This is a genomic window from Pseudomonas putida, from assembly GCF_002741075.1.
In the GTDB taxonomy this organism is placed as follows: domain Bacteria; phylum Pseudomonadota; class Gammaproteobacteria; order Pseudomonadales; family Pseudomonadaceae; genus Aquipseudomonas; species Aquipseudomonas putida_T.
In genome coordinates this window covers 3,571,725-3,597,950 of record NZ_CP016634.1, presented here as the reverse complement: position 1 = coordinate 3,597,950, position 26,226 = coordinate 3,571,725, and the positions used below count along the sequence as shown (strand labels likewise).

At 63.0% G+C, this 26,226-nt stretch carries 22 protein-coding genes and 1 pseudogene; 16 read left to right on the top strand and 7 right to left on the bottom strand.

Features of this window, described 5'->3' with window-relative positions:
- Positions 1-191 precede the first annotated feature (191 nt).
- The 4 genes and pseudogenes from IEC33019_RS16860 (at position 192) to IEC33019_RS16850 (ending at position 3,457) form a co-directional block, all read left to right on the top strand.
- A complete protein-coding gene (locus IEC33019_RS16860) occupies positions 192-1,085 on the top strand; it encodes a LysR family transcriptional regulator (protein WP_070093225.1) in 894 nt (297 codons plus the stop codon).
- A 137-nt stretch (positions 1,086-1,222) separates the two neighbouring features.
- Positions 1,223-1,504: pseudogene (locus IEC33019_RS28220) on the top strand (PAS domain-containing protein); the annotation flags it as partial.
- Positions 1,505-1,759: 255 nt separating this feature from the next.
- A complete protein-coding gene (locus IEC33019_RS16855) occupies positions 1,760-2,788 on the top strand; it encodes a methyl-accepting chemotaxis protein (protein WP_372340656.1) in 1,029 nt (342 codons plus the stop codon).
- Between the two features lie 75 nt (positions 2,789-2,863).
- Positions 2,864-3,457: a tRNA-uridine aminocarboxypropyltransferase gene (locus IEC33019_RS16850; protein ID WP_070093223.1), complete on the top strand. Its 594-nt coding sequence runs from the start codon at positions 2,864-2,866 to the stop codon at positions 3,455-3,457.
- Positions 3,458-3,464: 7 nt separating this feature from the next.
- On the opposite strand, the gene IEC33019_RS16845 is transcribed toward IEC33019_RS16850, so the two are convergent.
- A complete protein-coding gene (locus tag IEC33019_RS16845) occupies positions 3,465-4,349 on the bottom strand; it encodes a LysR substrate-binding domain-containing protein (protein WP_070093222.1) in 885 nt (294 codons plus the stop codon).
- Between the two features lie 150 nt (positions 4,350-4,499).
- On the opposite strand from IEC33019_RS16845, the gene ydiJ reads away from it, so the two are divergent.
- Positions 4,500-7,520 carry a D-2-hydroxyglutarate dehydrogenase YdiJ gene (gene ydiJ, locus IEC33019_RS16840; protein ID WP_070093221.1) on the top strand — a complete coding sequence of 1,007 codons (3,021 nt, stop codon included), beginning with the start codon at positions 4,500-4,502 and terminating at the stop codon, positions 7,518-7,520.
- Positions 7,521-7,645: 125 nt separating this feature from the next.
- Here the strand turns inward: ydiJ and IEC33019_RS16835 are convergent, their stop codons facing one another.
- The 5 genes from IEC33019_RS16835 to phhA all read right to left on the bottom strand — a co-directional run bounded on the left by IEC33019_RS16835 (position 7,646) and on the right by phhA (position 11,689).
- Positions 7,646-8,836 (bottom strand): MFS transporter, encoded by a 1,191-nt coding sequence (locus IEC33019_RS16835; RefSeq protein ID WP_070093220.1) that lies wholly within the window; start codon positions 8,834-8,836, stop codon positions 7,646-7,648.
- A gap of 101 nt (positions 8,837-8,937) precedes the next feature.
- Complete coding sequence (locus IEC33019_RS28005; RefSeq protein WP_256543836.1) at positions 8,938-9,066, bottom strand: hypothetical protein; 129 nt, start codon at positions 9,064-9,066, stop codon at positions 8,938-8,940.
- A gap of 245 nt (positions 9,067-9,311) precedes the next feature.
- Entirely contained in the window at positions 9,312-10,508 is a 1,197-nt protein-coding gene (locus IEC33019_RS16830) for an amino acid aminotransferase (protein ID WP_170831789.1), read from the bottom strand.
- Positions 10,505-10,861: a 4a-hydroxytetrahydrobiopterin dehydratase gene (locus IEC33019_RS16825; protein ID WP_028691075.1), complete on the bottom strand. Its 357-nt coding sequence runs from the start codon at positions 10,859-10,861 to the stop codon at positions 10,505-10,507. Before IEC33019_RS16825 ends, IEC33019_RS16830 begins: the two co-directional genes overlap by 4 nt.
- Positions 10,862-10,900: 39 nt before the next feature.
- Positions 10,901-11,689 (bottom strand): phenylalanine 4-monooxygenase, encoded by a 789-nt coding sequence (phhA, locus tag IEC33019_RS16820; protein ID WP_070093218.1) that lies wholly within the window; start codon positions 11,687-11,689, stop codon positions 10,901-10,903.
- 258 nt (positions 11,690-11,947) lie between these two features.
- On the opposite strand from phhA, the gene IEC33019_RS16810 reads away from it, so the two are divergent.
- Positions 11,948-13,507: a sigma-54-dependent transcriptional regulator gene (locus IEC33019_RS16810; RefSeq protein ID WP_070093217.1), complete on the top strand. Its 1,560-nt coding sequence runs from the start codon at positions 11,948-11,950 to the stop codon at positions 13,505-13,507.
- Between the two features lie 96 nt (positions 13,508-13,603).
- Here IEC33019_RS16810 and IEC33019_RS16805 read toward each other — a convergent pair whose 3' ends face one another.
- Entirely contained in the window at positions 13,604-13,861 is a 258-nt protein-coding gene (locus IEC33019_RS16805; RefSeq protein WP_043209383.1) for a DUF2790 domain-containing protein, read from the bottom strand.
- Between the two features lie 415 nt (positions 13,862-14,276).
- On the opposite strand from IEC33019_RS16805, the gene acs reads away from it, so the two are divergent.
- The 10 genes from acs (at position 14,277) to astD (ending at position 26,210) form a co-directional block, all read left to right on the top strand.
- The gene (acs, locus tag IEC33019_RS16800; protein ID WP_099593765.1) at positions 14,277-16,238 is read left to right on the top strand and encodes an acetate--CoA ligase; all 1,962 of its coding nucleotides are present in this window, start codon (positions 14,277-14,279) and stop codon (positions 16,236-16,238) included.
- Positions 16,239-16,782: 544 nt separating this feature from the next.
- On the top strand, positions 16,783-17,568 hold the full coding sequence (locus tag IEC33019_RS16795) for an ABC transporter substrate-binding protein (protein WP_070092504.1): 786 nt from the start codon (positions 16,783-16,785) through the stop codon (positions 17,566-17,568).
- 90 nt (positions 17,569-17,658) lie between these two features.
- A complete protein-coding gene (locus IEC33019_RS16790) occupies positions 17,659-18,348 on the top strand; it encodes an ABC transporter permease (protein WP_070092503.1) in 690 nt (229 codons plus the stop codon).
- Positions 18,345-19,043 (top strand): ABC transporter permease, encoded by a 699-nt coding sequence (locus IEC33019_RS16785; protein WP_070092502.1) that lies wholly within the window; start codon positions 18,345-18,347, stop codon positions 19,041-19,043. The genes IEC33019_RS16790 and IEC33019_RS16785 overlap by 4 nt, the downstream gene beginning before the upstream one ends.
- Positions 19,044-19,065: 22 nt before the next feature.
- A complete protein-coding gene (locus IEC33019_RS16780; RefSeq protein ID WP_070092501.1) occupies positions 19,066-19,830 on the top strand; it encodes an ABC transporter ATP-binding protein in 765 nt (254 codons plus the stop codon).
- Positions 19,831-19,929: 99 nt separating this feature from the next.
- The gene (gene argR / locus IEC33019_RS16775) at positions 19,930-20,910 is read left to right on the top strand and encodes a transcriptional regulator ArgR (protein WP_070092500.1); all 981 of its coding nucleotides are present in this window, start codon (positions 19,930-19,932) and stop codon (positions 20,908-20,910) included.
- A 341-nt stretch (positions 20,911-21,251) separates the two neighbouring features.
- A complete protein-coding gene (locus tag IEC33019_RS16770) occupies positions 21,252-22,472 on the top strand; it encodes an aspartate aminotransferase family protein (protein WP_070092499.1) in 1,221 nt (406 codons plus the stop codon).
- Between the two features lie 147 nt (positions 22,473-22,619).
- On the top strand, positions 22,620-23,639 hold the full coding sequence (gene aruF, locus IEC33019_RS16765) for an arginine/ornithine succinyltransferase subunit alpha (RefSeq protein ID WP_043209401.1): 1,020 nt from the start codon (positions 22,620-22,622) through the stop codon (positions 23,637-23,639).
- An 81-nt stretch (positions 23,640-23,720) separates the two neighbouring features.
- A complete protein-coding gene (gene astA / locus IEC33019_RS16760; protein ID WP_070092497.1) occupies positions 23,721-24,746 on the top strand; it encodes an arginine N-succinyltransferase in 1,026 nt (341 codons plus the stop codon).
- Positions 24,747-26,210: a succinylglutamate-semialdehyde dehydrogenase gene (gene astD, locus IEC33019_RS16755; RefSeq protein WP_070092496.1), complete on the top strand. Its 1,464-nt coding sequence runs from the start codon at positions 24,747-24,749 to the stop codon at positions 26,208-26,210. It begins immediately after the preceding gene.
- Positions 26,211-26,226: the final 16 nt, after the last annotated feature.

Sequence of the window (26,226 nt, the reverse complement as noted above, 5' to 3'; positions counted from 1 at the left end):
GTTCGAACCTGTGCCGCAGCGTGCCAGGCAGGCAAGCAGGCGCCGGCGGGCAGGGACATTGGGGCTCAGTCTGCGCAAGGTAGTGGGCGGGAGGAATCGCTACAGACAAATACTTACTTCAGGATTTTCTAAACTAACCCTTCGCAGCGGGTTAGACTCTGGTGATTTCCACCCTGCGGAACCGTCGCTCCATGGCTTCTTCACTGCCCGACCTGAAACTGCTGCGTATCTTCATCAGCGTGGTGCGCCACCAGGGCTTCGCCAATGCCCAGCGTGAGCTGAACCTTTCCACGTCGGCCATCAGCACCTACATGAGCCAGTTGGAAAGCGCCTTGGGCATTGTCCTATGCCACCGAGGCCGTGGCGGTTTCAGCCTGACCAGCAAAGGCGAGCTGTTCCATCAGGAGACCTTGCGTCTGCTGGCCGAACTCGATGGTTTCGAGCAATACGCCGCAGCGCTCAAGGGCGAGCTGCGCGGTACCCTCAACCTGGGGGTGATCGACTCCACCGTGGGCGACCGCGCCCTGCCGCTGGCCGAGGCCATCGGCGCGTACAGTCAGGAACATCCGGCGGTGCACCTGCATCTGTCGGTCTCCAGCCCCTACGAACTGCAGTTGGGGGTGCAGGACAATCGCCTGGACCTGGCCATCGGCGCCTTTTCCTCACGCATGAGCGGCCTGGTGTACCAGCCGTTGTACCGGGAGCAGCACTGGCTGTACTGCAGCAGCCGGCACTCGTTGTTCGGCGAGCGTCGGGTACCGGAAGAAGTGATCACCCAGCAACGGATGGTTGGGCGGGGTTACTGGAGCCAGGCGGAGTTGGCGCGTCACGGCTTCAAGCACAGCGCGGCGACAGTGGAGAGCATGGAGGCGCAGTTGATCCTGATTCTCTCCGGGGCCTATATCGGTTATCTGCCCGAGCATTACGCCCAGGCCTGGGTCGACAAGGGCGACCTGCGCGTCCTGTCGCCGGCCACCTTTGGCTATCAGGCGCCGTTTTCGTTGATCATCCGCCGTGGGCGCAGCCGCGAACCGTTGATCCAGACCTTCCGCGACTTGCTCAAGTCGCAACTGAATGTCAGTTAGAAAACGTCGTTTTTAGAACATTGCGTCAGACTGTGTAAATTTCCCGCTAGGCATGCGACTGGAGTGATGGCGTTCTGCTAAACATCTATTTGCTTTGATGAAATTTCCCATCATCTACACAAAGCAAGGACTGCCAGATGCGCATGAATTTGCCCGTCACAGAGCAAGAAAGAACCTTCCCGTCCGACCAGCGGCTGATCTCCACCACCGATCTGAACAGCCGCATCACCTATTGCAATGACGCATTCGTGGCCATCAGCGGTTTCACCTACGACGAGCTGGTGGGCCAGCCGCACAACCTGGTGCGCCACCCCGACATGCCACCTTCGGTCTTCGGCCACATGTGGGAAACCATCAAGCAGGGCAAACCTTGGATGGGGGTGGTCAAGAACCGCGCCAAGAACGGTGACTTCTATTGGGTCAGTGCCTACGTCACGGCCATTTACGAGAATGGCCGGATCAGCGGCTACGAGTCGGTGCGTTCGGTCCCGACCCGTGATCAGATTCGCCGCGCCGAGGCGCTTTATGCGCGTTTGCGCGGCGCACGTTCGGCAGTGCCTTGGGCGGCACGCATCGGCTCTGGGCTGCAACATGGCCTGCCGTTGATCGGCGCGGGCCTCGCGTCGGCGGCTGCGTATCTTTGGTTACCGCAGTACGCGGCGCTGGGCGTGCTGATGGCCAGCATGCTGGGGGCCTGGTACTGGATCGAACATCGCCAGAACCAGGCCATCCGCCGGACCCTGGCTGAGCATCCCAAGGCCTTCACCAGCCCGCTGGTGGCTTTGACCTACAGCGACAATCCGGGCCTGCAAGGGCAACTGGATCTGGCCATCATCAGTGAGGAGGCGCGCTTGCATACAGCCCTGACCCGACTGGTGGATGCCGGTGTAGGGGTCAAGTCGCGGGCCGCGCAGTCAGCCGGTTTGTCCGATGCCCAGGCGCAGATGCTCGATCGCCAGCGCAGCGAGACCGACCAGTCGGCCACCGCCATCGCGCAGATGGCCGCGACCATCCAGCAGGTCACCCACAACGTGCAGAGCACCGCTCACGCAGCCAGTGATGCCGACCATCTGGCCCAGCAAGGCAGCGAGCTGGCGCAACAGAGCCTCAAGGCCATGGGCAGCATGAGCGATGCGGTCAACGACATCGGCCAGGCGGTCAATGCGCTGGCCGAGCAGACCCAGTCGATCGGCAGCGTGGTGGACGTGATCACGTCGATCGCCGAGCAGACCAACCTGCTGGCACTCAATGCGGCGATCGAGGCTGCGCGGGCCGGCGAGCAGGGGCGAGGATTCGCGGTCGTGGCCGATGAAGTGCGCTCCCTGGCCCAGCGCACCCGGGCCTCCACCGACGAAATCCATCACATCATCGCGTCGCTGCGTTCGGGCGCCGAGCGGGCGGTCACCACCGCCAATCGCGGCGAGCAGATCTCCCGTGACAGCGTGCACAGCGTCGAGGCGGTCCAGCAAGCGCTGTCCGGTATTGTCCAGGCGGTCAGCCGTATCACGGGCATGAGCCAGCAAATGGCGACGGCCTCGGAGCAGCAGAGCCATGTCGCCGAGGACATCAACCAGCAGATCGTGCGCATCGCCCACTTGTGCGACGAGAGTGCCGGACAAGCCAAACAGGGCGCGCAGATCAGCCAGGACCTTGAACGCATGGCCGAGTACCTGCACAGCCTGGCAGAACGTTTCAACCGCTGACGATTCGCTTCTCCCACATGGATGTGGGGCTTTTCCGAGTGGCTGTGGCACACTGCGCCCGGTAAGGAGAAGCCGATGTCCAGACCCCGCTGCGAACGCTGTCAGCGTCCGCTCGATCACTGCCTTTGCCCGCTGATTCCCAGCCTCCACAGCCGGACCCGCGTGGTTCTGCTGCAGCACCCCAGTGAAGTGTCCCATGCCCTGAATACCGCGCGTCTGACCGCGTTGGGCCTGGTGAACGCCGAGCTGCGGGTGGGCGAGGTGTTCGATGACCTGCAGGCGCTGCTCGCCACGCCCGGGTATCGGCCGGTGCTGTTGTTCCCGGGTGAACAAGCCCAGGTGCTGTCGGCTTATCCGACCGGAGACGACACGCCGTTGCTGTTGATCGTCCCCGATGGCACCTGGCGCAAGGCGCGCAAACTGCTCTACCTCAACCCGCTGCTCGAAGCGTTGCCGCGGGTGACCCTGGGCCATGTGCCGCCTTCACGCTACCGCTTGCGCAAGGCGCCGGAGCCGGGTGCCCTGTCGACCATCGAGGCGGTGGTCGAAGCCTTGAATGCGTTGGAGGGGGCAGGGCGTTTCGATGCGCTGTGCAGGCCCTTCGATGCCTTGATCGAAGGGCAGATCAAGGCCATGGGACGTGAGACGTTCGAGCGCAATCACGGCTAGACGGCGATCAGATCTGCTCCAGCAACCACCCCCGGAACGCTCGCAATGAAGGCAGTGCCTCGTTGCGTGGGGGGTAGATCAGGTAATAGCTGCGTTGGCTGGCAAAGGCGTCCCCGGGACTGAACAGCTCGCCGCTGGCCAGTTCGTCTTCCACCAGAATCCTCGGCACCAGGCCGATCCCGATCCCGGCCCTCACCGCCTGGATCAAATGCGACGTCAGCTCGAAGCTGGGCCCAAGGCGCATGCTGCGGTGCGCCAAGCCGTGGTGGGAAAACCACTCACCCCAGGCATGGGGGTTGTTGGCGACATTGAGTAGCACCTGTTCGCTGATGCGTGCAGGGTCCCAGCCGCGGGCATCGGCTGCAGCCGGTGGCGGCAAGATGACCACCAGTTCCTCGGCATGCAGTCGATGGCAGATCAGGCCTGGCAAGTCATGGGTGGCGACACCGATGGCCGCGTCGATCTCGCTGGTGTCGAAGTTGATCGCTTCGATCCGTGAATGGATGTGCACCAGCATTCCCGGGTGCGCGGTGTAGAACGCATGCAGGCGCGGCAGCAGCCATTTGGAGCCGAAGGTCGGCAAGGTGGCCAAGCGCAAGGTGCCGACGCCCGACTGATAGGCCAGGGCCTGCAAGGTGGCGCTGCGGATACGTCCCAAGGCCTCGCTGAGCTCGCGTTGGTACAGTCGACCCACGTCGGTCAGCTGGACCTGACGCCCCTCGCGGCGAAACAGCGTCAGGCCAAGCTGTTGCTCCAACGCCTGCACCTGTCGGCTGACGGCGCTCTGGGTCAGAGACAGTTCTGCGGCGGCGCGGGTGTAGCTTTCATGCCGCGCGGCGGCCTCGAAGGCCAGCAGCAACGACATCGACGGTGTCAGGTGGCGGTAATTCATTCGCAAAACTCATCGATAGCGGCAGGAATATCCGTTTGCCCTTGGCTGGAAACTACAGGAACATTGGCGTATTCGTCATCCTCGCATGCTCCATTCATGCCGGTGTGACAGGATTTCCGTGAATTAGCCCTATCAAGAGGCCATCCTTCGATGATCGCCCAGCTGTCGACCCGTGCGCCTGCCGCCCACTACCCAGAATTCCTCGAAGCCCTGCGCAACAGTGGCTTCCGTGGCCAGATCAGCGCCGACTACGGCACCCGTACCGTGCTGGCCACCGACAACTCCATCTACCAGCGCCTGCCCCAGGCGGCCGTGTTCCCCATGGATGCCGACGATGTGGCGCGGGTTGCCACGCTGATGGCCGAGCCGCGCTTTCGCCAGATCAAGCTGACGCCACGCGGCGGCGGTACCGGTACCAATGGCCAGTCGCTCACTGATGGCATCGTGGTCGACCTGTCGCGGCACATGAACAAGATCCTTGAGATCAACGTCGAGGAGCGTTGGGTACGGGTTCAGGCCGGCACGGTCAAGGATCAGCTCAACGCTGCGCTCAAGCCCCACGGGCTGTTCTTCGCCCCGGAGCTGTCCACCTCCAACCGCGCCACCGTCGGCGGCATGATCAACACCGACGCCAGCGGGCAGGGCAGTTGCACCTACGGCAAGACCCGCGACCACGTGCTCGAGCTGCACAGCGTCCTGCTCGGTGGGGAGCGCCTGCACAGCCTGCCGATCGACGATGCCGCGCTGGAGCAGGCCTGTGCGGCGCCTGGTCGCATCGGTGAGGTGTACCGCATGGCCCGGGATATCCAGCAAACCCAGGGCGAGCTGATCGAAAGTACCTTCCCCAAGCTCAACCGCTGCCTGACCGGCTACGACCTGGCGCACCTGCGCGACGAGCAGGGCCGCTTCAACCTCAACAGCGTACTGTGTGGCGCCGAGGGCTCCCTGGGCTATGTGGTCGAGGCCAAGCTCAACGTACTGCCGATTCCGAAGTACGCGGTGCTGGTCAACGTGCGCTACACCAGCTTCATGGACGCCCTGCGCGATGCCAACGCGCTGATGGCGCACAAGCCATTGTCGATCGAGACCGTCGACTCCAAGGTCTTGATGCTGGCGATGCAGGACATCGTCTGGCACAGCGTCGCCGAATACTTCCCGGCCGACCCCGAGCGTCCGACGCTTGGCATCAACCTGGTCGAGTTCTGCGGTGACGAACCGGCCGAGGTCAACGCTCGGGTCGAGGCGTTCATCGCCCACCTTAAAAGCGATACCAGCGTCGAGCGTCTGGGCCACACCCTGGCCGAGGGCGCCGAGGCCGTGACCAAGGTCTACACCATGCGCAAGCGCTCGGTGGGCCTGCTGGGCAACGTCGAAGGGGAGGTTCGCCCACAGCCGTTCGTCGAGGACACCGCGGTACCACCGGAGCAACTGGCTGACTACATCGCCGATTTCCGTGCGCTGCTCGACAGCCATGGCCTGGCCTATGGCATGTTCGGTCACGTCGATGCCGGCGTGCTGCACGTGCGCCCGGCCCTGGACATGAAAGACCCGGCCCAGGCCGCGCTGGTCAAACCGATCTCCGATGCAGTCGCCGCCTTGACCCAGCGTTACGGCGGCCTGCTATGGGGCGAGCACGGCAAGGGCCTGCGCTCTGAATACGTGCCGGAGTACTTCGGCGAGTTGTACCCGGCGCTGCAACGCCTCAAGGGCGCTTTCGACCCGCACAACCAGCTCAACCCGGGCAAGATCTGCACGCCGCCAGACAGCCCCGAAGGCCTGACTCCGGTCGATGGCGTGACCCTGCGCGGCGACCTGGACCGCACCATCGACGAGCGTGTGTGGCAGAGCTTTGGCAGCGCCGTGCATTGCAACGGCAATGGCGCCTGTTACAACTACGACCCCAACGACGCCATGTGCCCATCGTGGAAAGCCACCCGCGAGCGTCAGCATTCGCCCAAGGGCCGTGCTTCGCTGATCCGTGAGTGGCTGCGCTTGCAGGGCGAGTCGGATATCGATGTGCTCGCCGCCGCTCGTGGCAAGGTGTCCTGGCTCAAGGGCCTGCCGGCGCGCCTGCGCAATGCCCGCGCTCGCCAACAAGGGCAGGAGGACTTCTCCCACGAGGTCTATGACGCCATGGCGGGCTGCCTGGCGTGCAAGTCCTGCGCGGGGCAGTGCCCGATCAAGGTCAATGTGCCGGACTTCCGTTCGCGCTTCCTAGAGCTGTACCACGGCCGCTACCAGCGCCCGCTGCGTGATTACCTGATCGGTTCGCTGGAGTTCACCATTCCGTATCTGGCTCACGCCCCTGGGCTGTACAACGCCGTGATGGGGTCCAAATGGGTGAGCAAGCTGCTGGCCGACAAAGTCGGGATGGTCGACAGCCCGTTGATCAGCCGCTTCAACTTCCAGTCGACCCTGACCCGCTGCCGCGTCGGTGTGGCCAGCGTGCCGGCCCTGCGTGAGCTGACCCCGGCCCAACGCGAGCGCTCCATTGTGCTGGTTCAGGATGCCTTCACCCGTTACTTCGAGACGCCATTGTTGGCAGCCTTCATCGAGTTGGCGCACCGTCTGGGTCATCGGGTGTTCCTGGCGCCCTACAGCGCCAATGGCAAGCCGCTGCACGTGCAGGGCTTCCTGGGCGCCTTCGCCAAGGCGGCGATCCGCAATGCCACCCAGCTCAAGGCCTTGGCCGAATGCGGCGTACCGCTGGTAGGCCTGGACCCGGCCATGACCCTGGTGTATCGCCAGGAGTACCAGAAGGTCGAGGGGCTGGACGGGTGCCCGAACGTACTGCTGCCCCAGGAATGGCTGATGGACGTGCTGCCGGAGCAGGCTGGCGTCGATGCTGGCAGCTTCCGCCTGATGGCCCACTGCACTGAAAAGACCAACGTGCCAGCCAGTACCCGACAGTGGGAGCAGGTGTTCGCGCGGCTGGGCCTGAAACTGGTCACCGAAGCCACCGGTTGCTGCGGCATGTCCGGCACCTATGGTCACGAGGCGCGCAACCAGCAGACCTCAAGGACCATCTTCGAGCAGTCCTGGGCGACCAAGCTGGACAAAGAAGGGGAGCCATTGGCCACGGGGTATTCGTGCCGCAGCCAGGTCAAGCGGATGACCGAGCGTCAGATGCGCCATCCGCTGGAAGTGGTGTTGCAGTACGCGCAGCGCTGAGGTGGGTCATTCGGTGCAGGCCTCTTCGCGGGTAAACCCACAGGATCGTCGCTGCCTTTGATGGCGGTGCTGTACCTGTGGGAGCGGGTTTACCCGCGAACAAGCCTGTGGCGAGCTTCAGGTTTTCAGAGGTTTTGCCGCAAGCGCTGTGCCTGGCGATACAGATACAGGCTCAGCGTCAACCCGCACCCCGCTGCCGCCGCCGCGAACAGGAACATCGAGGCAAATCCGAACCCCGCTGCCACGGCGCCCACCAGCGGCCCGGTGATCCCCAGCGACAAGTCGATGAACAGCGAATAGGCGCCCACCGCAGCCCCGCGGTTGGCGGCTGACACTTGGTTGACCGCCTCCACGCCCAGCGCCGGGAACACCAGCGAAAAACCGAAGCCACTGAGTGCCGCGCCTGCCAGGGCCAGCTCAGCGCTAGGCGCTTGCCACAGCATCAACAGGCCAAGGGCTTCCACCGCCAGGCAGGCAATGGCCACGCGAAACCCGCCGATACGATTGATCAGGTTGCCAAACAGCAAGCGGGCACCGATGAAGCAGGCGCCGAACAGGCTCAGGCACAGCGCGGCGTTGTTCCAATCGCGACTGGCGTAATAGAGGGTGATGAAGGTGGCGATGGTGCCAAACCCGATCGAGCCCAGGGCAAGCCCCGAGCCATGCGGGAATACCTTGCCCAGAACCCGCAGGAACGGTAGCCGCACGCCGGCGACGATCGGCGCGGCACGCTTGGGCCAGGCCAGCAGCAGGCCAATACCTCCCAGCAGCATGATGCTCACACCCATGCTCCACAGCCCCAGGTTCTTCACCATCAGCACCCCGAGCGGCGCACCGACGGCCAGGGCGCCATAGCTGGCGATGCCGTTCCAGGAAATCACCTTGGCCGTGTGCTCAGCACCGACTCGGCCGATGCCCCAGCCGATGGCGCCTGCGCCGACGAGGCTTTCCGCACTGCCCAGCACCAGGCGGCCAATGAGCAGGCACGCCAGGCTCAGCCAGGGCTGGTGGGTGAAAAAGCTGCTGGCCAACATAAACACGCCGCTAAGGCCGCAGCCGAACAGGCCGTACATCACGGCCTTCTTGCTGCCGAGATTGTCGATGATGCGCCCGGCCCGAGGGCGACTGAGTAGGGTGGCCAGGTACTGCACGCTGATCACCAGCCCTGCGACGATGGCACTGAAACCCAGGTCGTTGTGCACATAGCCTGGCAGCACGGCCAGGGGAATGCCGATGTTCAGGTAGCCGATGAAGGTGAAAAGGACGATGGAAACGACTTGCAGGGTGACCGCAAGAGGGCGCGGTGAGTCGGGCATGGAGGCCTTTTGCAGGTAGGGGTTCTGGACGGTGTGAAAACGCGATGACGGGCAAGTTCCCGCGAGTCAGCCGTTTTCACACAGTCGGAGGGATGCGCGATTTATTCCTGGTCGGCGCTGGATTGATCGTCGCCATCCTGTTCGACGGCAGGCGTCGGTTCGGTGTGGGCAGCAACGGTTTGCTCTTCGGGGTTCAGGCTTGGGAAGGGAAGATTCGGGATTTCATGCATCTCGTCGTTCCTCGCAAGTGTGAGTGAAAAGACTGCGCCAGGCGCGTGTGTGGCTTCGAAAAGCTGGGGCAGGATACAGGAGTCCGAATGACAGTTTGAGTTTTTTCCGCCCTGCGGCGTGGTTATGCGGGCGGCTATCGGACAATCGGGGAGGCTTCTTCGCGGGTAAACCCGACCCACAAATGCGCTGCTGCCCTAGGGCGTGGCGTCGTATCTGTGAGAGCGGGCTTACCTCGAACAGGCACTTACCGGCAGACGTCGGCGATGGCCGCTGCCAGTTGCTCCAGTCGCAGGGCATCGGCCCCGGCGACGTTTGCCCGGCCTGTGCCGACCATGTACACGCTGTGCTTTTCACGCAGCAGGCGGACCTGCTCCGGGTTCAGCCCTGTGTAGGAGAACATCCCGCGTTGCGCGGCGATGTGGGCGAAGCGCTCGGCCAGGCCGTGCGGCGCCAAGGCCTTGACCAAACCCTCGCGTAGTTCGGCGATGCGTTGGCGCATGGCGTTCACCTCTTCGACCCAGAGGGCCTTGAGGTCCGGGTCGCCGAGGATCTGCGCGACCACCGCCGCGCCATGGTCTGGCGGTGTGGACCACAGGTTGCGCGCCAAAAGCGCCAGTTGACTGCGCACATCCAGCAGCTTTTCGGCGTCATGGCTGCAGACCAGCAAGGCGCCGGTGCGATCGCGGTACAGGCCGAAGTTCTTCGAGCAGGAGCTGGTGATCAGCAGCTCCGGCAGTTCGGCCGCGAACAGGCGAACTGCCCAGGCGTCCTCTTCCAGGCCGTCACCGAAACCTTGGTAGGCAAAGTCGATCAGCGGCAGCAGGTTGCGCTTGCGCACTACCTTAAGCACGGCGCGCCAGTCGTCCTGGCTCAGGTCGAAACCGGTGGGGTTGTGGCAGCACGCATGCAGCAGAACCACGTCGCCTTCCGGGGCCTGTTCCAGGGCCGCCAGCATGCCGGCGACATCCAGGCGGTTGTCCGCGCCCACGTAGGGATAGTGGGACACTTTCAGCTTGGCGCCGGCAAAGATAGTCTCGTGGATCGGCCAGGTGGGGTCGCTGAGCCAGATGCCACGGCCCGGCAGGCAATGGGCGATGAACTCCGCCGCCAGGCGCAGGGCACCGGTGCCGCCCGGGGTCTGGGTGGCACCGGCACGCTGGCTGGCGAGCAGCGGCGAGGCGCTGCCCAGGACCAGCTCGCTGACCAGGCGGCCGAAGTCGGCATCGCCATGACCGCCCACATAGCTTTTGGTGGCTTGCCGCTCCACCAGGCGCTGCTCGGCCTGCTTGACCGCCGCAGGGATCGGGGTCAGGCCCTGTGCGTCTTTGAACACGCCCACGCCCAGGTCGAACTTGGCTGGGTTGGTGTCGCGGGCGTAGGCCTCCATCAGCCCGAGGATCGGGTCGCCGGGGACCCGGCCAATGGCCGCGAAATGCATCACTTGCGCCCTTCGGCGGTCTTTGCGACTTCGTCGGTGCGCGCGCACATGATGAAGTCGTTGCGGTGCAGGCCTTTGATCGAGTGGCTCCACCACGTGACGGTGACCTTGCCCCACTCGGTCAGCAGGCCAGGGTGGTGGCCTTCGGCCTCGGCGATTTCACCGATGGCGTTGGTGAAGGCCAGGGCGTGCTTGAAGTTCTTGAACAGGAAGACACGCTCCAGCTCCATGTGGCCGTCACGCACTTCAATGTTCCAGTCCGGGATCTCACGGATCAGCTCGGCCAGTTCTTCGTCGGTGACTTTCGGTGCGTCGGCGCGGCAGGCTTCGCAATGGGCTTGGTTCAAGGCATTCATGGGTGTTTTTCCGATTTGAGTTGTTATCGACAAGGCGGCTCAGGCAGCCGCCTTGGGTGGAAACTTGGGTGCGTGCAGGCCCAGCTTCATGGCCTGGTGGACCATGCCCATGATGTCTTCGTGGGCCAGGTCGAACAGACGCTTGAGGTTGGGCAGTACAAAGTACAGAGGCTGCAGGATATCGATGCGATACGGCGTGCGCATGGCCTCGATTGGATCGAACGCCTGGTGCTCCGGCTCACCGGACAGGCTGTAGACGGTTTCCTTGGGCGAGGAGAGGATGCCGCCGCCGTAGATCTTGCGACCTTGCGGGGTCTCCATCAGGCCGAACTCGATGGTCATCCAGTACAGGCGAGCCAGGTAGACGCGTTCTTCCTTGGTGGCCGCCAGGCCCAATTTGCCGTAGGTGTGGGTGAACTCTGCGAACCAGGGGTTGGTCAGCAGCGGGCAGTGGCCGAAGATTTCATGGAAGATGTCCGGCTCCTGCAGGTAGTCCAACTCTTCCGGAGTACGGATGAACGTGGCCACCGGGAAGCGCTTGCTGGCCAGCAGTTCGAAGAAGGTTTGGAAGGGGATCAACGCCGGAACGCGGGCAACTTGCCAACCGGTGGTGGCGCCCAGGACCTTGTTGATCTCGCCCAACTGCGGGATGCGGTCGTGGGGCAGCTTGAGCTGCTCGATGCCGTCGAGGTATTCCTGGCAGGCGCGACCTTCGATCACTTTCAGCTGGCGGGTGATCAGGGTGTTCCACACCGCGTGTTCCTGTGGCGGGTAGTCGATAAAACCATGCGCATCGGGCTCGCGTGCCACGTATTGCGTCTGTTTCATGTGGCTCTCCTGGTGAGGGCTTTCTTGTTATGTGCAGGACATGCCTTAAGGAATATCCCCTTACCTGAGCCTTTGCACGGGGTGACCGATGCTGGAGGAGCGATTGAAGGCCTCCTTTCTGTAACGATAATTTTACAAAACTACCCGGATGCCGGAAAATCACAGCCATCGAGCTGGCCTACCCTTGGTTTTTGTCAGCTTATCTTTACGACTTTTCCATGCGACGCTGAAATATCTGGCGCGCCTCGGGGCTTTTCCATGCGTATCAAAGTGCATTGCCAGAACCGCATCGGCATCCTGCGGGACATCCTCAACCTGCTGGTGGAATACGGCATCAACGTGTTGCGCGGGGAGGTCGGTGGCGATCACGGCAACGCCATCTACCTGCATTGCCCGAACCTGATCAATCTGCAGTTCCAGGCGCTGCGGCCCAAGTTCGAGTCGATCGCCGGGGTGTTCGGGGTCAAGCGTGTTGGCCTGATGCCCAGCGAGCGGCGGCACATGGAACTCAACGCCTTGCTGGGTGCGCTGGACTTCCCGGTGCTGTCGATCGACATGGGCGGCAGCATCGTCGCGGCCAACCGCAGCGCCGCCCAACTGCTGGGCGTACGGGTCGATGAGGTGCCGGGGCTCCCGCTGGCGCGTTATGTCGAGGACTTCGATCTGCCGGAGCTGGTACGGGCCAACAAATCACGGATCAACGGCCTGCGCATCAAGGTCAAGGGCGATGTGTTCCTCGCCGACATCGCGCCGCTGCAATCAGAGCACGACGACAGCGAGGCGCTGGCCGGCGCGGTACTGACTTTGCACCGGGCAGATCGTATTGGTGAACGCATCTACAACGTTCGCAAGCAGGAGTTGCGCGGCTTCGACAGTATCTTCCAGAGCTCTCGAGTGATGGCCGCTGTGGTGCGCGAGGCGCGGCGGATGGCGCCTCTGGATGCGCCGTTGCTGATCGAAGGTGAAACCGGCACCGGCAAAGAACTGTTGGCGCGTGCCTGCCACCTGGCCAGCCCGCGCGGTCAGGCGCCGCTGATGGCGCTCAATTGCGCAGGCCTGCCGGAGTCGATGGCTGAAACCGAGCTGTTCGGTTATGGCCCCGGTGCTTTCGAGGGAGCACGAGCCGAAGGCAAGCTCGGGCTGTTGGAGCTGACTGCCGGTGGCACGTTGTTCCTCGATGGGGTGGGGGAGATGAGCCCGCGCCTGCAGGTCAAGCTGCTGCGGTTCCTGCAGGATGGCTGCTTCCGCCGAGTGGGCAGTGACGAAGAGGTGTACCTCGATGTGCGGGTCATCTGTGCCACCCAGGTCGATCTCTCCGAATTGTGCGCCCGGGGCGAGTTCCGCCAGGACCTGTATCACCGGCTCAATGTGCTGTCGCTGCACATCCCGCCGCTGCGCGAATGCATGGATGGCCTGGATGGGCTGGTACAGCATTTTCTCGACCAGGCCAGCCGGCAGATCGGTTGCCCCATGCCGCGTCTGGCGCCAGCGGCGATGGACAAACTCAGCCAGTATCACTGGCCAGGCAACGTGCGCCAGTTGGAGAACGTGCTGTTCCAGGCGGTATCGTTGTGCGAGGGCGGAGTCGTGAAAGGAGAGCATATTCGCCTGCCGGACTATGGGGCGCGGCAGCCGTTGGGCGAATTTTCGCTCGAAGGGGATCTTGCGCAAATTGTCGGACGATTTGAAAAGGCCGTGCTGGAATCCTTGATGACGGAATATTCCAGTAGTCGAGCGTTGGGTAAGCGTCTAGGCGTTTCCCATACGACAATAGCCAACAAGTTGCGCGATTATTCGCTCAACAAATCGGCGGAATGAAGTTAAAGAGGTTAAGTGCTCAGAACGTGCATGGATGAAACTTTCGGCGCCGCGCGCCTCGGGATGTTCGAGGCGCGGCAGGCGTTACGGTCTGGATCAGCCGTTGGAGCAGCCGTTGCCCATCACGCGGTACTCCAGAATATGCTTCTGACCTTGGGAGTCCTCATAGGTCATGCGGGCTGGAACCACTTCGCAGACGTTCGGGACTTCGCTCATGGAGAGTACGCGGGCGATGTCCAGATGCTGCGAATAACTGTACTGCTCAACCGGAATCTGCTCGACATCCTTTGCAACTTCGTCGGCCATCGCCGCGCTGCAAAGACCGCCAAGTACCAATGCCAGTAACGCTTTCATTTTCAATTTACCTGTCTAAGGTCGTGAGGGGGCACGCGGCGCTTTTGGCGCCGCGAGTACAGCCAAGTTTTAACTATCGTATTTAGAGGGGATCAACTTGCCTTCGTGGGGGCTGCAACTTGAGTTAATCGCCTTGCCGTTGTTGGCGAGATGAATTTTATGGTGGGGCAGTGCATTGAAACAGATGGCGTTTTGATAAAGTTTTTTTGCCTTTTGACAGAATCTGTAACAATCCCCAGGGTCGCGTCATCGGTTTTTTTCGTCGCAGCCCTGTGAGTGCTGGGTTAGAGCGGTTGTGTAAGTTTTTGTAGGGATTCCAGCGTTTCGCTACTACCAACGTCGAATGGCTTTTCGCGCTCTGGTACAGTTACAAACGATTCCATACAAAAACAACTATTACACCGAGGTAAAACAGATGAGTGCGGCTCCCCTGTATCCCGTTCGTCCCGAGGTTGCGGCCACTACCCTGACCGACGAGGCCACCTACAAGGCCATGTACCAGCAGTCGGTGATCAACCCGGACGGCTTCTGGCGCGAGCAGGCCCAGCGCCTGGACTGGATCAAGCCCTTCACCAAGGTCAAGCAGACCTCCTTCGACGATCACCATGTCGACATCAAGTGGTTCGCTGACGGCACTCTGAACGTTTCCTACAACTGCCTCGACCGCCATCTGGCCGAGCGTGGCGATCAGGTCGCCATCATCTGGGAAGGCGACGACCCGGCCGACAGCCGCAACATCACTTACCGCGAGCTGCACGAGCAAGTCTGCAAGTTCGCCAACGCCCTGCGTGGCCAGGACGTGCATCGCGGCGACGTGGTGACCATCTACATGCCGATGATCCCTGAAGCCGTGGTGGCCATGCTGGCCTGTGCGCGCATCGGTGCGATCCACTCGGTGGTGTTCGGTGGCTTCTCGCCCGAGGCGCTGGCCGGGCGCATCATCGACTGCCGCTCGAAGATCGTCATCACCGCCGACGAAGGCGTGCGCGGTGGCCGCCGTACCCCGCTCAAGGCCAATGTCGACCTGGCCCTGACCAACCCTGAAACCAGCAGCGTGCAGAAGATCATCGTGTGCAAGCGCACCGGTGGCGACATCGCCTGGCACCAGCACCGCGACATCTGGTACGAAGACCTGATGAAGGTCGCCTCCAGCCACTGCGCGCCGAAGGAGATGGGGGCCGAGGAGCCGCTGTTCATCCTTTATACCTCCGGCTCCACCGGCAAGCCCAAGGGTGTGCTGCACACCACTGGCGGCTACCTGGTGTACGCCGCGCTGACCCACGAGCGGGTGTTCGACTACCGCCCGGGTGAGGTCTACTGGTGCACCGCCGACGTGGGCTGGGTCACTGGCCACAGCTACATCGTCTACGGGCCGCTGGCCAACGGCGCGACCACGCTGCTGTTCGAAGGCGTGCCGAACTACCCGGACATCACCCGCGTGTCGAAGATCATCGACAAGCACCAGGTCAACATCCTCTACACCGCACCGACCGCCATCCGCGCCATGATGGCCGAAGGGCAGGCCGCAGTGGCCGGTGCCGATGGCTCGAGCCTGCGCCTGCTGGGCTCGGTGGGCGAGCCGATCAACCCCGAGGCCTGGAACTGGTACTACCAGACCGTGGGCAAGGAGCGTTGCCCGATCGTCGACACTTGGTGGCAGACCGAAACCGGCGGCATCCTGATCAGCCCGCTGCCGGGTGCCACGGGCCTGAAGCCTGGCTCGGCGACCCGTCCGTTCTTCGGCGTGGTGCCGGCGCTGGTGGACAACCTGGGCAACCTGATCGAAGGCGCGGCTGAGGGCAACCTGGTGATCCTCGACTCCTGGCCGGGCCAGTCGCGTTCGCTGTACGGCGACCACGACCGTTTCGTCGACACCTACTTCAAGACCTTCCGTGGCATGTACTTCACCGGCGACGGCGCGCGCCGCGACGAGGATGGCTACTACTGGATCACCGGCCGGGTCGATGACGTGCTCAACGTCTCCGGCCACCGCATGGGCACCGCCGAGATCGAAAGCGCCATGGTGGCGCACGCCAAGGTCGCCGAGGCGGCGGTGGTGGGCGTGCCGCACGACATCAAGGGGCAGGGCATCTATGTGTACGTGACCCTCAATGCCGGCGAGCAGCCGAGCGAGGCGCTGCGCCTGGAGCTGAAGAACTGGGTGCGCAAGGAGATCGGTCCGATCGCCTCGCCGGATGTGATCCAGTGGGCGCCGGGGCTGCCCAAGACTCGCTCGGGCAAGATCATGCGACGCATCCTGCGCAAGATCGCCACGGGTGAATACGATGCGTTGGGGGATATCTCGACGCTGGCCGATCCTGGGGTGGTGCAGCATCTGATCGACACCCACAAGGCGATGGCGTTGGCGTCGGCTTGAGCTCGGGTGGGGCCGCTTGGCGGCCCTGTTCGCGGCGCGAGGCCGCACCTATAGAGCAGGCAACATAATGAAACCCCGCTCGGGCAACCGGCGGGGTTTTTGCTTTACTGGAGGGATGTTACCCGACATTCATCGGTAACCTTTCCTGTCACCGATTTCGCACAAAAGCGGGGCGAGTCGAAACAGTTAGATACTAATGTGGTGCGGCGCGGGGGCTTTTTTTGCAAGCTGGCACGCTGGACTTGCCGTCGTACAAGGCTTTGCCAATAATAGGCCCGCTTATTGCTTGGCTTATAGGTTATTTTTCTTTTGCTCTTGCATATTGTGCGGGAGCTGTCAATATCGCCCGCCGCGGTTCAAGGCGCTTCTGTAAGTAGTTGTCGCTTTGAAGAAATATCGGTCACCGGGCTGTCGTTAAAATGCCACTCACTCGCTCGTGGTCTGCGACCTTGGTCGATACCCCCGCGGCTCGCGTTGTACCCATTCGCATGTCGGGCAGTCGTTACACCTGCCTTGTATTGCCCTGTACCGATGGAGTTACCTGATGAAGAAGCTCGCACTGCTTGGCGCCCTGGCGCTGTCCGTGTTGTCCCTGGCATCGCAGGCCGATGAGAAACCGTTGAAGATCGGTATCGAGGCCGCCTACCCACCCTTCGCCTTCAAGCAACCTGACGGCAGCATCGCCGGTTTCGACTACGACATCGGCAACGCCCTGTGCGAAGAGATGAAAGCCAAGTGCACCTGGGTCGAGCAGGAGTTCGACGGCCTGATCCCTGCACTGAAGGTGCGTAAGATCGACGCCATCCTCTCGTCCATGTCGATCACTGAAGACCGCAAGAAGTCGGTCGACTTCACCAAGCGCTACTACCTGACCCCGGCTCGCCTGGTCATGAAGGACGGCACTCAGGTCAGCGAAGACCTGCATGAGCTCAGCGGCAAGAAGATCGGCGTGCAGCGCGGCTCGATCCATGACCGCTTCGCCAAGGAAGTCCTGGCGCCCAAAGGGGCCACCGTCGTGCCTTATGGCACCCAGAACGAAATCTATCTCGACGTCGCCGCCGGCCGCCTGGATGGCACCGTGGCCGATGCCACCCTGCTCGAAGACGGCTTCCTCAAGACCGACGCTGGCAAAGGTTTCGCCTTCGTCGGGCCGTCGTTCACCGACGTGAAGTACTTCGGTGACGGCGTCGGCATCGCCGTGCGCAAGGGCGACAACGCCAATCGTGAGCGTATCAACGCCGCGATCGACGCGATCCGCAAGAACGGCAAGTACAAGGCCATCGAAGCCAAGTACTTCAACTTCGACATCTATGGGCCAGAAGCTCAGTAAGACGTCGGGTTTCACCTGTGCAATGGTGCAAACAGCAGAGGCTCTGAGGTTTGCACCATTTTTCATTCCAAGTCCCGAGGAATCCCAATCATGTTGAAAGGCTACGGGGCAGTCATCCTCGATGGGGCATGGCTGACGCTGCAGCTCGCCCTGTCGTCGATGGCCCTGGCCATCGTGCTTGGCCTGATCGGCGTGGCGCTGCGTTTGTCGCCAGTGCGCTGGTTGGCCTGGCTGGGCGATATGTATTCCACGGTGATCCGTGGCATCCCTGACCTGGTGCTGATCCTGCTGATCTTCTACGGCGGTCAGGATCTGATCAACCGCATCGCGCCGCTGGTCGGCTATGACGACTACATCGACCTCAATCCGTTCGTGGCGGGTGTGGGCACCTTGGGCTTCATTTTCGGTGCGTACCTTTCTGAAACCTTCCGTGGCGCGTTCCTGGGTATTCCCAAGGGGCAGGCCGAGGCGGGCATGGCCTATGGCATGAGCGGTGTGCAGGTCTTCTTCCGCATCATGGTGCCGCAGATGATCCGTCTGGCGATCCCTGGTTTCACCAACAACTGGTTGGTGCTGACCAAGGCCACGGCGCTGATCTCGGTGGTCGGCTTGCAGGACATGATGTTCAAGGCCAAGCAGGCAGCCGATGCCACGCGCGAGCCTTTTACCTTCTTCCTGGCGGTGGCGGCCCTGTACCTGGTGCTCACCAGCATCTCGCTGCTGGCCCTGAAGTACCTCGAGCGACGCTATTCGGTGGGCGTAAAGGTGGCTGAACTATGATCTTCGACTACAACGTCATCTGGGAAGCCATGCCCCTTTACCTGGGCGGCCTGCTGACCACCCTGAAGCTGCTGGCGCTGTCGCTGTTCTTCGGTTTGCTGACGGCCATTCCCTTGGGCCTGATGCGGGTCTCCAAGCAACCGCTGGTGAGCCTCATCGCCTGGCTGTATACCTATGTGATCCGCGGCACGCCGATGCTCGTGCAGCTGTTTTTGATCTACTACGGCCTGGCGCAGTTCGAAGCCGTGCGCGAGAGTTTCCTCTGGCCATGGCTGTCGAGCGCAACCTTCTGTGCGTGCCTGGCCTTTGCGATCAATACCAGTGCCTACACTGCCGAGATCATCGCCGGTAGCCTGCGGGCCACCCCGCACGGTGAAATCGAAGCGGCCAAGGCCATGGGCATGTCGCGCATGAAGATGTACCGCCGCATCCTGCTGCCCTCGGCCCTGCGCCGGGCGCTGCCGCAGTACAGCAACGAGGTGATCATGATGCTGCAGACCACCAGCCTTGCCTCGATCGTCACCCTGATCGACATCACTGGCGCGGCACGTACCGTCAATGCCCAGTACTACCTGCCTTTCGAGGCTTACATCACGGCGGGCGTGTTCTACCTGTGCCTGACCTTCATCCTGGTGCGCCTGTTCAAGATGGCCGAACGCCGCTGGCTCAGCTACCTGGCGCCACGCAAGCACTGATCGCTCTGTGAGAACCGACAGCATGTACAAACTTCAAGTTCAAGACCTGCACAAGCGCTATGGCAGCCACGAGGTGCTCAAGGGCATTTCGCTCGAAGCCAAGGCGGGCGACGTGATCAGCATCATCGGCTCCAGTGGTTCGGGCAAGTCGACCTTTCTGCGCTGCATCAACCTGCTCGAGCAGCCGCACGCCGGGAAGATTCTGCTCAACAACGAAGAGCTCAAGCTGGTCCCTGGCAAGGATGGCGCGCTCAAGGCTGCCGATCCCAAGCAGTTGCAGCGCATGCGTTCGCGCCTGTCGATGGTGTTCCAGCACTTCAATCTCTGGTCGCACATGACGGCGCTGGAGAACGTGATCGAAGCGCCGGTGCACGTGCTGGGTGTGAATCGTAAGGAAGCGCTGGAAAAGGCCGAGCACTACCTGAACAAGGTGGGCGTGGCCCATCGCAAGGAGGCTTTCCCTGGGCACATGTCCGGTGGCGAGCAGCAGCGGGTCGCGATCGCCCGGGCCCTGGCCATGGAGCCTGAGGTGATGCTGTTCGACGAGCCGACCTCGGCGCTGGACCCTGAGCTGGTGGGGGATGTGCTCAAGGTCATGCAGTCGCTGGCCCAGGAGGGGCGCACCATGGTCGTGGTGACCCACGAAATGGGCTTCGCCCGTGAGGTTTCCAACCAGTTGGTGTTCTTGCACAAAGGGTTGGTGGAAGAGCGCGGCAACCCGCGTGAAGTGCTGGTCAATCCGCAGTCGGAGCGACTCAAGCAGTTCCTTTCCGGCAGTCTGAAGTAAAGGCTGCGCCTTGCACCAGAATAGGGCATGCTGCGCAGCGAAGCGCAGCATGACCCGGCGCCACAGACATGAACGACCCCAGGTTTCGGACCACGCCCTATGACCACCCAGCGAATCGGATTTCTCATCTGGCCCAGCACTCGGCCGCTGACCCTGGCGCTGGCCGAAGAAGTGCTGCAGGTGGCCCAGCGGGTGCATCCGGATGTGGCCTATGACCTCGTCTTTCTCCAGGCCGAAGCTGCGCCCGAAGAAGCCTGGCGTCTGCCGGGCGAGCCGTGGAATGGGCGCCTGGAAGGCTGTCAGAAACTGTTTCTCCTCGCGGATGAGCCCCCTGCGGCGCTGGGTTCGGCCTTGTCGTCGGCACTCAAGCAGTTGGCGCGTAGCGGTTGCATGATTGGTGCGCTGTCGGCCGGGGTGTATCCGCTGGCGGCGCTGGGCCTGCTCGATGGTTATCGCGCCGCGGTGCACTGGCGCTGGCAAGATGATTTCGCTGAGCGCTTTCCCAAGGTCATCGCCACCAGTCATCTGTTCGACTGGGACCGTGATCGCCTGACCGCCTGCGGCGGCATGGCGGTGACCGACCTGCTGCTGGCGGTGCTGGCGCGTGACCACGGTGCCGAGCTTGCCGGTGCGGTGTCCGAGGAGCTGGTGGTCGAGCGCATCCGTGAAGGGGGCGAGCGCCAGCGTATTCCGTTGCAGAATCGTCTGGGCTCCAGCCATCCGAAGCTCACCCAGGCGGTGCTGTTGATGGAAGCCAACATCGAAGAGCCGCTCACCACCGACGAAATCGCCCAGCATGTGTGCGTGTCCCGCCGGCAGCTCGAGCGGATCTTCAAGCAATACCTCAATCGCGTGCCTAGCCAGTACTACCTGGAACTGCGTCTGAACAAAGCGCGGCAGATGCTGATGCAGACCAGCAAGTCGATCATCCAGATCGGCCTGTCGTGTGGGTTCTCTTCCGGGCCGCACTTCTCCAGTGCCTACCGCAACTTCTTCGGCGCCACGCCGCGTGAAGACCGTAATCAGCGGCGCAGTGCCAGCCCGTTCGAGCTCAGTTCGGCGCCTGCTGAAAAGGGCTGAGCCCTGGTCATTTGGGTCGGCTTTTTCGCGGGTGGGCCGGCCCCCACAAGTACCCCTTGGCGTTGACGTTCGGCCTGGCCCCTATGGGCGCGGGTTCGCCTGCGAAGAGGTCCCCGCAACTCCCCGCTGCTCTTATGTGAACACCCGTTCACCCATTCCTTTCTCTCCCGTACACTGCGCGATTGCGACAGTGTTTGTCGCATTGCCGAAAACCTGCCTGAAACAGGGTTTTGCGCTGTAACAAGTTGTCGCCTGGCAGCAAGGACAGGCGCCGATCAGTCCTTACAATCCCCCCCATCGCTCGCCACTTCCAGGCCAGCGTTCCTCTTCAGGAGACTCAGATGTCCGTTGAGCAAGCCCCGGTGCAACGTGCCGATTTCGACCAGGTCATGGTTCCCAACTATTCTCCGGCGGCCTTCATTCCTGTGCGAGGCGAGGGCTCCCGAGTCTGGGATCAATCGGGTCGCGAACTGATCGATTTCGCCGGCGGCATCGCCGTGAATGCCCTGGGCCACTGCCATCCGGCACTGGTCAAGGCCCTGACCGAACAGGCCAACACCCTGTGGCATGTGTCCAACGTCTTCACCAACGAGCCAGCCCTGCGCCTGGCCCATAAGCTGGTGGACGCGACCTTCGCCGAGCGTGCCTTCTTCTGCAACTCCGGCGCCGAGGCCAACGAGGCCGCATTCAAGCTGGCCCGTCGAGTGGCCCATGACCGCTTTGGCCCCGAGAAGCACGAAATCATCGCGACCGTTAACAGCTTCCACGGTCGCACCCTGTTCACCGTCAGCGTCGGTGGCCAGCCCAAGTACTCTGATGGCTTCGGTCCGAAGATCACCGGTATCAGCCATGTGCCGTACAACGACCTCGAAGCGCTCAAAGCCCAGATTTCCGACAAGACCTGCGCCGTGGTGATCGAGCCGATCCAGGGCGAAAGTGGTGTGGTCCCGGCCGACAAGGCCTACCTGGAAGGCGCGCGCAAGCTGTGCGACGAACACAACGCACTGCTGATCTTCGACGAAGTGCAGACTGGCGTGGGCCGTACCGGCTCGCTGTATGCCTACCAGCACTACGGCGTGACCCCGGACATCCTCACCAGCGCCAAGAGCCTGGGTGGCGGTTTCCCGATCGGCGCCATGCTGACCACCACCGAGCTTGCCAAGCACCTGGCTGTCGGCACCCACGGCACCACCTATGGTGGCAACCCGCTGGCCTGCGCCGTGGCCTGCGCCGTGCTCGACGTGGTCAACACCCCAGAGACGCTGGCTGGCATCAAGGCCAAGCATGAGCGCTTCAAGGCTCGCCTGGAGAAGATCGGCCAGCAGTCCGGCCTGTTCACCCAGGTGCGTGGCGTCGGTCTGCTGATCGGTTGCGTGCTCAGCGATGCCTGGAAGGGCAAGGCCAAGGACATCCTCAATGCCGCCGAGAAAGAAGGCGTGATGGTCCTGCAGGCCGGTCCGGACGTGGTGCGCTTCGCGCCGAGCCTGGTGGTGGAAGATGCTGACATCGACGAGGGCCTGGCGCGCTTCGAACGTGCCGTGGTCAAGCTGACCCAGGGCTGATCGCTCGCGGTCACCTTCGCCAGCCCTGACTACGGTCGGGCTGGCGATACCCGAATTTCTTCGCGGGCGCCCGCTTTTAGATCAAGTAGCGCGCCCGTTGTTTTTCCGTGCCGATGCGTCGGCCTGTTTTCCCAAAGGAGTGACACCATGCTGGTGATGCGCCCCGCGCAAATGGCGGATCTGAACGAAGTGCAGCGTATGGCTGCCGACAGCCCCATTGGTGTCACCTCGCTGCCTGACGACGCCGGTCGCCTGGGCGACAAGATCGCCGCCTCGGAAACATCTTTTGCCGCCGAAGTGAGCTTCAACGGCGAAGAGAGCTACTTCTTTGTCCTCGAAGACAACGAAACCGGCAAGCTTGTCGGCTGCTCGGCCATCGTCGCTTCGGCGGGCTACTCCGAGCCGTTCTACAGCTTTCGTAACGAGACCTTCGTGCACGCCTCGCGCGAGCTGAAGATCCACAACAAGATCCACGTCCTGTCGTTGTGCCACGACCTGACAGGCAACAGCTTGCTGACCAGCTTCTACGTGCTGCCGGAACTGGTGAACAGCGCCTTCGCCGAGCTCAATTCCCGCGGCCGCCTGCTGTTCATGGCCTCGCACCCGGAGCGCTTCGCCGATTCGGTGGTCACCGAGATCGTCGGCTACAGCGACGAGCAGGGCGAATCGCCGTTCTGGGACGCCATCGGTCGCAACTTCTTCGACCTCAACTACGCCGACGCCGAGCGTCTGTGCGGCCTGAAGAGCCGCACCTTCCTCGCCGAGCTGATGCCCCACTACCCGATCTATGTGCCGCTGCTGGCCGATGAGGCCCAGGAAGCCATGGGGCAGGTCCATCCGCGGGCGCAGATCACCTTCGACATCCTCATGCGTGAAGGCTTCGAGACCGAGCACTACATCGACATCTTCGACGGTGGCCCGACGCTGCACGCGCGCACCTCGGGCATTCGCTCGATCGCCCAGAGCCGGGTGGTGCCGGTCAAGCTCGACGACAGCCCGATCAAGGGCGGGCGCGCCTACTTGGTTTGCAACGGCCAGTTGCAGGATTACCGCGCCGTGTTGCTGGAGCTGGATTGGGTGCCGGGCAAGCCGGTCAGCCTGAGCCACGAAGCTGCCGACGCCCTGGGGGTCGGTGAGGGCGGCAGCGTCCGTCTGGTCGCCGTCTAAGCCTGCACCCGGGCCGCCCGTGTCGGGGCGCCGGTTCAGAGAGATTCGCGGCAGGCACGAGCCGCCGCACAAGGAGATAGCATGATCGTTCGTCCCGTACGCAGCAGCGACTTACCCGCGCTGATCGAATTGGCACGCAGCACCGGTACCGGCCTGACCACATTGCCGGCCAACGAAGGCCGTCTCGGGCACCGCGTCGGCTGGGCCGAGAAGAGCTTCCGTGGCGAGGCCGAGCGCGCTGATACCGACTACCTGTTCGTACTGGAGAACGACGAAGGCCTGGTGGTCGGCATCTGCGCCATAGCCGGTGCCGTCGGCCTGCGTGAGCCCTGGTACAACTACCGGGTCGGCCTGACCGTCAGCGCCTCCCAGGAGCTGAAGATCTACCGCGAGATCCCGACGCTGTTCCTGGCCAACGACCTGACCGGCAACTCTGAGCTGTGCTCGCTGTTCCTGCGGGGCGACTACCGCAGCGGCCTCAATGGTCGCCTGCTGTCCAAGGCGCGCATGCTGTTCATCGCCGAGTTCCCTGAGTTGTTCGGCAACAAGATCATCGCCGAGATGCGCGGCATGTCCGACGAGAATGGCCGTTCGCCGTTCTGGGAAAGCCTGGGTCGGCACTTCTTCAAGATGGAATTCAGTCAGGCCGACTACCTCACTGGCGTGGGCAACAAGTCCTTCATCGCCGAACTGATGCCCAAGTTCCCGCTGTATACCTGCTTCCTGTCCGAGGCGGCGCGCAACATCATCGGTCGCGTGCACCCGGATACCGAGCCTGCGCTGGCCATGCTCAAGCGCGAGGGCTTCAGCTACCAGGGGTATGTCGATATCTTCGACGCAGGCCCTGCCATCGAGTGCGAAACCTCGAAGATCCGTGCCGTGCGCGAAAGCCAGACCTTGGTGCTGGCGGTCGGTACGCCGGGCGACGATGCGACCCCTTACCTGATTCACAACCGCAAGCGCGAGGATTGCCGCATCACTGCGGCGCCGGCACGCCTGGCGGCCGGCACCCTGGTGGTCGATCCGCAGACCGCCAAGCGCCTGCGCCTGGGAGCCGGCGACAGTGTGCGCGCCGTGACGCTGTCCGCCAGCCGGGAGGCCCAATAAATGACGACCCATTACATCGCCGGCCAATGGCAGGCCGGGCAGGGCCAGGCCCTGCAATCGCTCAACCCGGTTACCCAGGCGGTGGTCTGGGAAGGGCAGGGCGCCGACGCGGCCCAGGTGGAGGCTGCCGTAAAGGCGGCGCGCGAGGCGTTTCCGGCCTGGGCGCAGTTGAGCCTGGATGCGCGCATCAGCGTGCTGGAAGCCTTTGCCGAGAAGCTCAAAGCCCAGGGTGATGCACTGGCCCGCTGCATTGGCGAGGAAACCGGCAAGCCCCTGTGGGAGTCGGCCACCGAAGTCACCAGCATGGTCAATAAAGTCGCCATCTCGGTGCAAAGCTACCGTGAGCGCACTGGCGAGAAGAGCGGGCCGCTGGCCGATGCCACCGCAGTGTTGCGTCACAAGCCCCATGGTGTCGTAGCGGTGTTCGGCCCCTACAACTTCCCTGGCCATCTGCCCAACGGCCATATCGTCCCGGCCCTGCTGGCGGGCAACTGCGTGGTGTTCAAACCCAGCGAGCTGACGCCCAAGGTCGCCGAGCTGACCGTCAAATGCTGGATCGAGGCAGGGCTGCCGGCAGGTGTGCTCAACCTGGTTCAAGGCGCCCGTGAGACGGGGGTCGCGCTGGCCGCCAACCCCGGTATCGATGGCCTGTTCTTCACGGGCTCCAGCCGTACCGGCAATCTGTTGCACCAGCAGTTCGCCGGTCGTCCGGACAAGATTCTCGCCCTGGAGATGGGCGGCAACAATCCGTTGGTGGTGGACGAGGTCCAGGACCTGGACGCTGCGGTCTACACCATCATCCAGTCGGCCTTCATTTCCGCCGGCCAGCGCTGCACTTGCGCGCGCCGCCTGCTGGTGCCGCAAGGCGACTGGGGTGATGCGCTGCTCAAACGCCTGGTCGCGGTCAGCCGTGCCATCAGCGTTGGCGCCTTCGATCAGCAACCGGCGCCGTTCATGGGCTCTGTGATTTCGCTGCAGGCTGCCCATGCACTGCTGGCCGCCCAGGCCGAATTGGTGGGCAAAGGCGCCGTGGCGCTGCTGGAAATGACCCAGCCTCAGGCTGGCGCGGCCTTGCTGACCCCCGGCATCATCGATGTAACCGCTGTGACCGAGCGTCCGGACGAAGAGTTCTTCGGCCCGCTGCTGCAGGTGATCCGCTACAGCGATTTCGATGCCGCGATCGATGAGGCCAACAATACCCAGTACGGCCTGGCCGCAGGGCTGCTGTCCGACTCCCGGGCGCGCTATCAGTACTTCTGGCTGCGCAGCCGCGCCGGCATCGTCAACTGGAACAAACAGCTGACCGGCGCCGCGAGCAGCGCGCCGTTCGGTGGCGTCGGGGCCAGCGGCAACCACCGCGCCAGTGCCTACTATGCAGCCGATTATTGTGCCTACCCAGTGGCTTCGCTGGAGACCGCGAGCCTCACTCTGCCGGCGACCTTGACGCCGGGCGTCACCCTATAACAACAGGTCTCGGAGC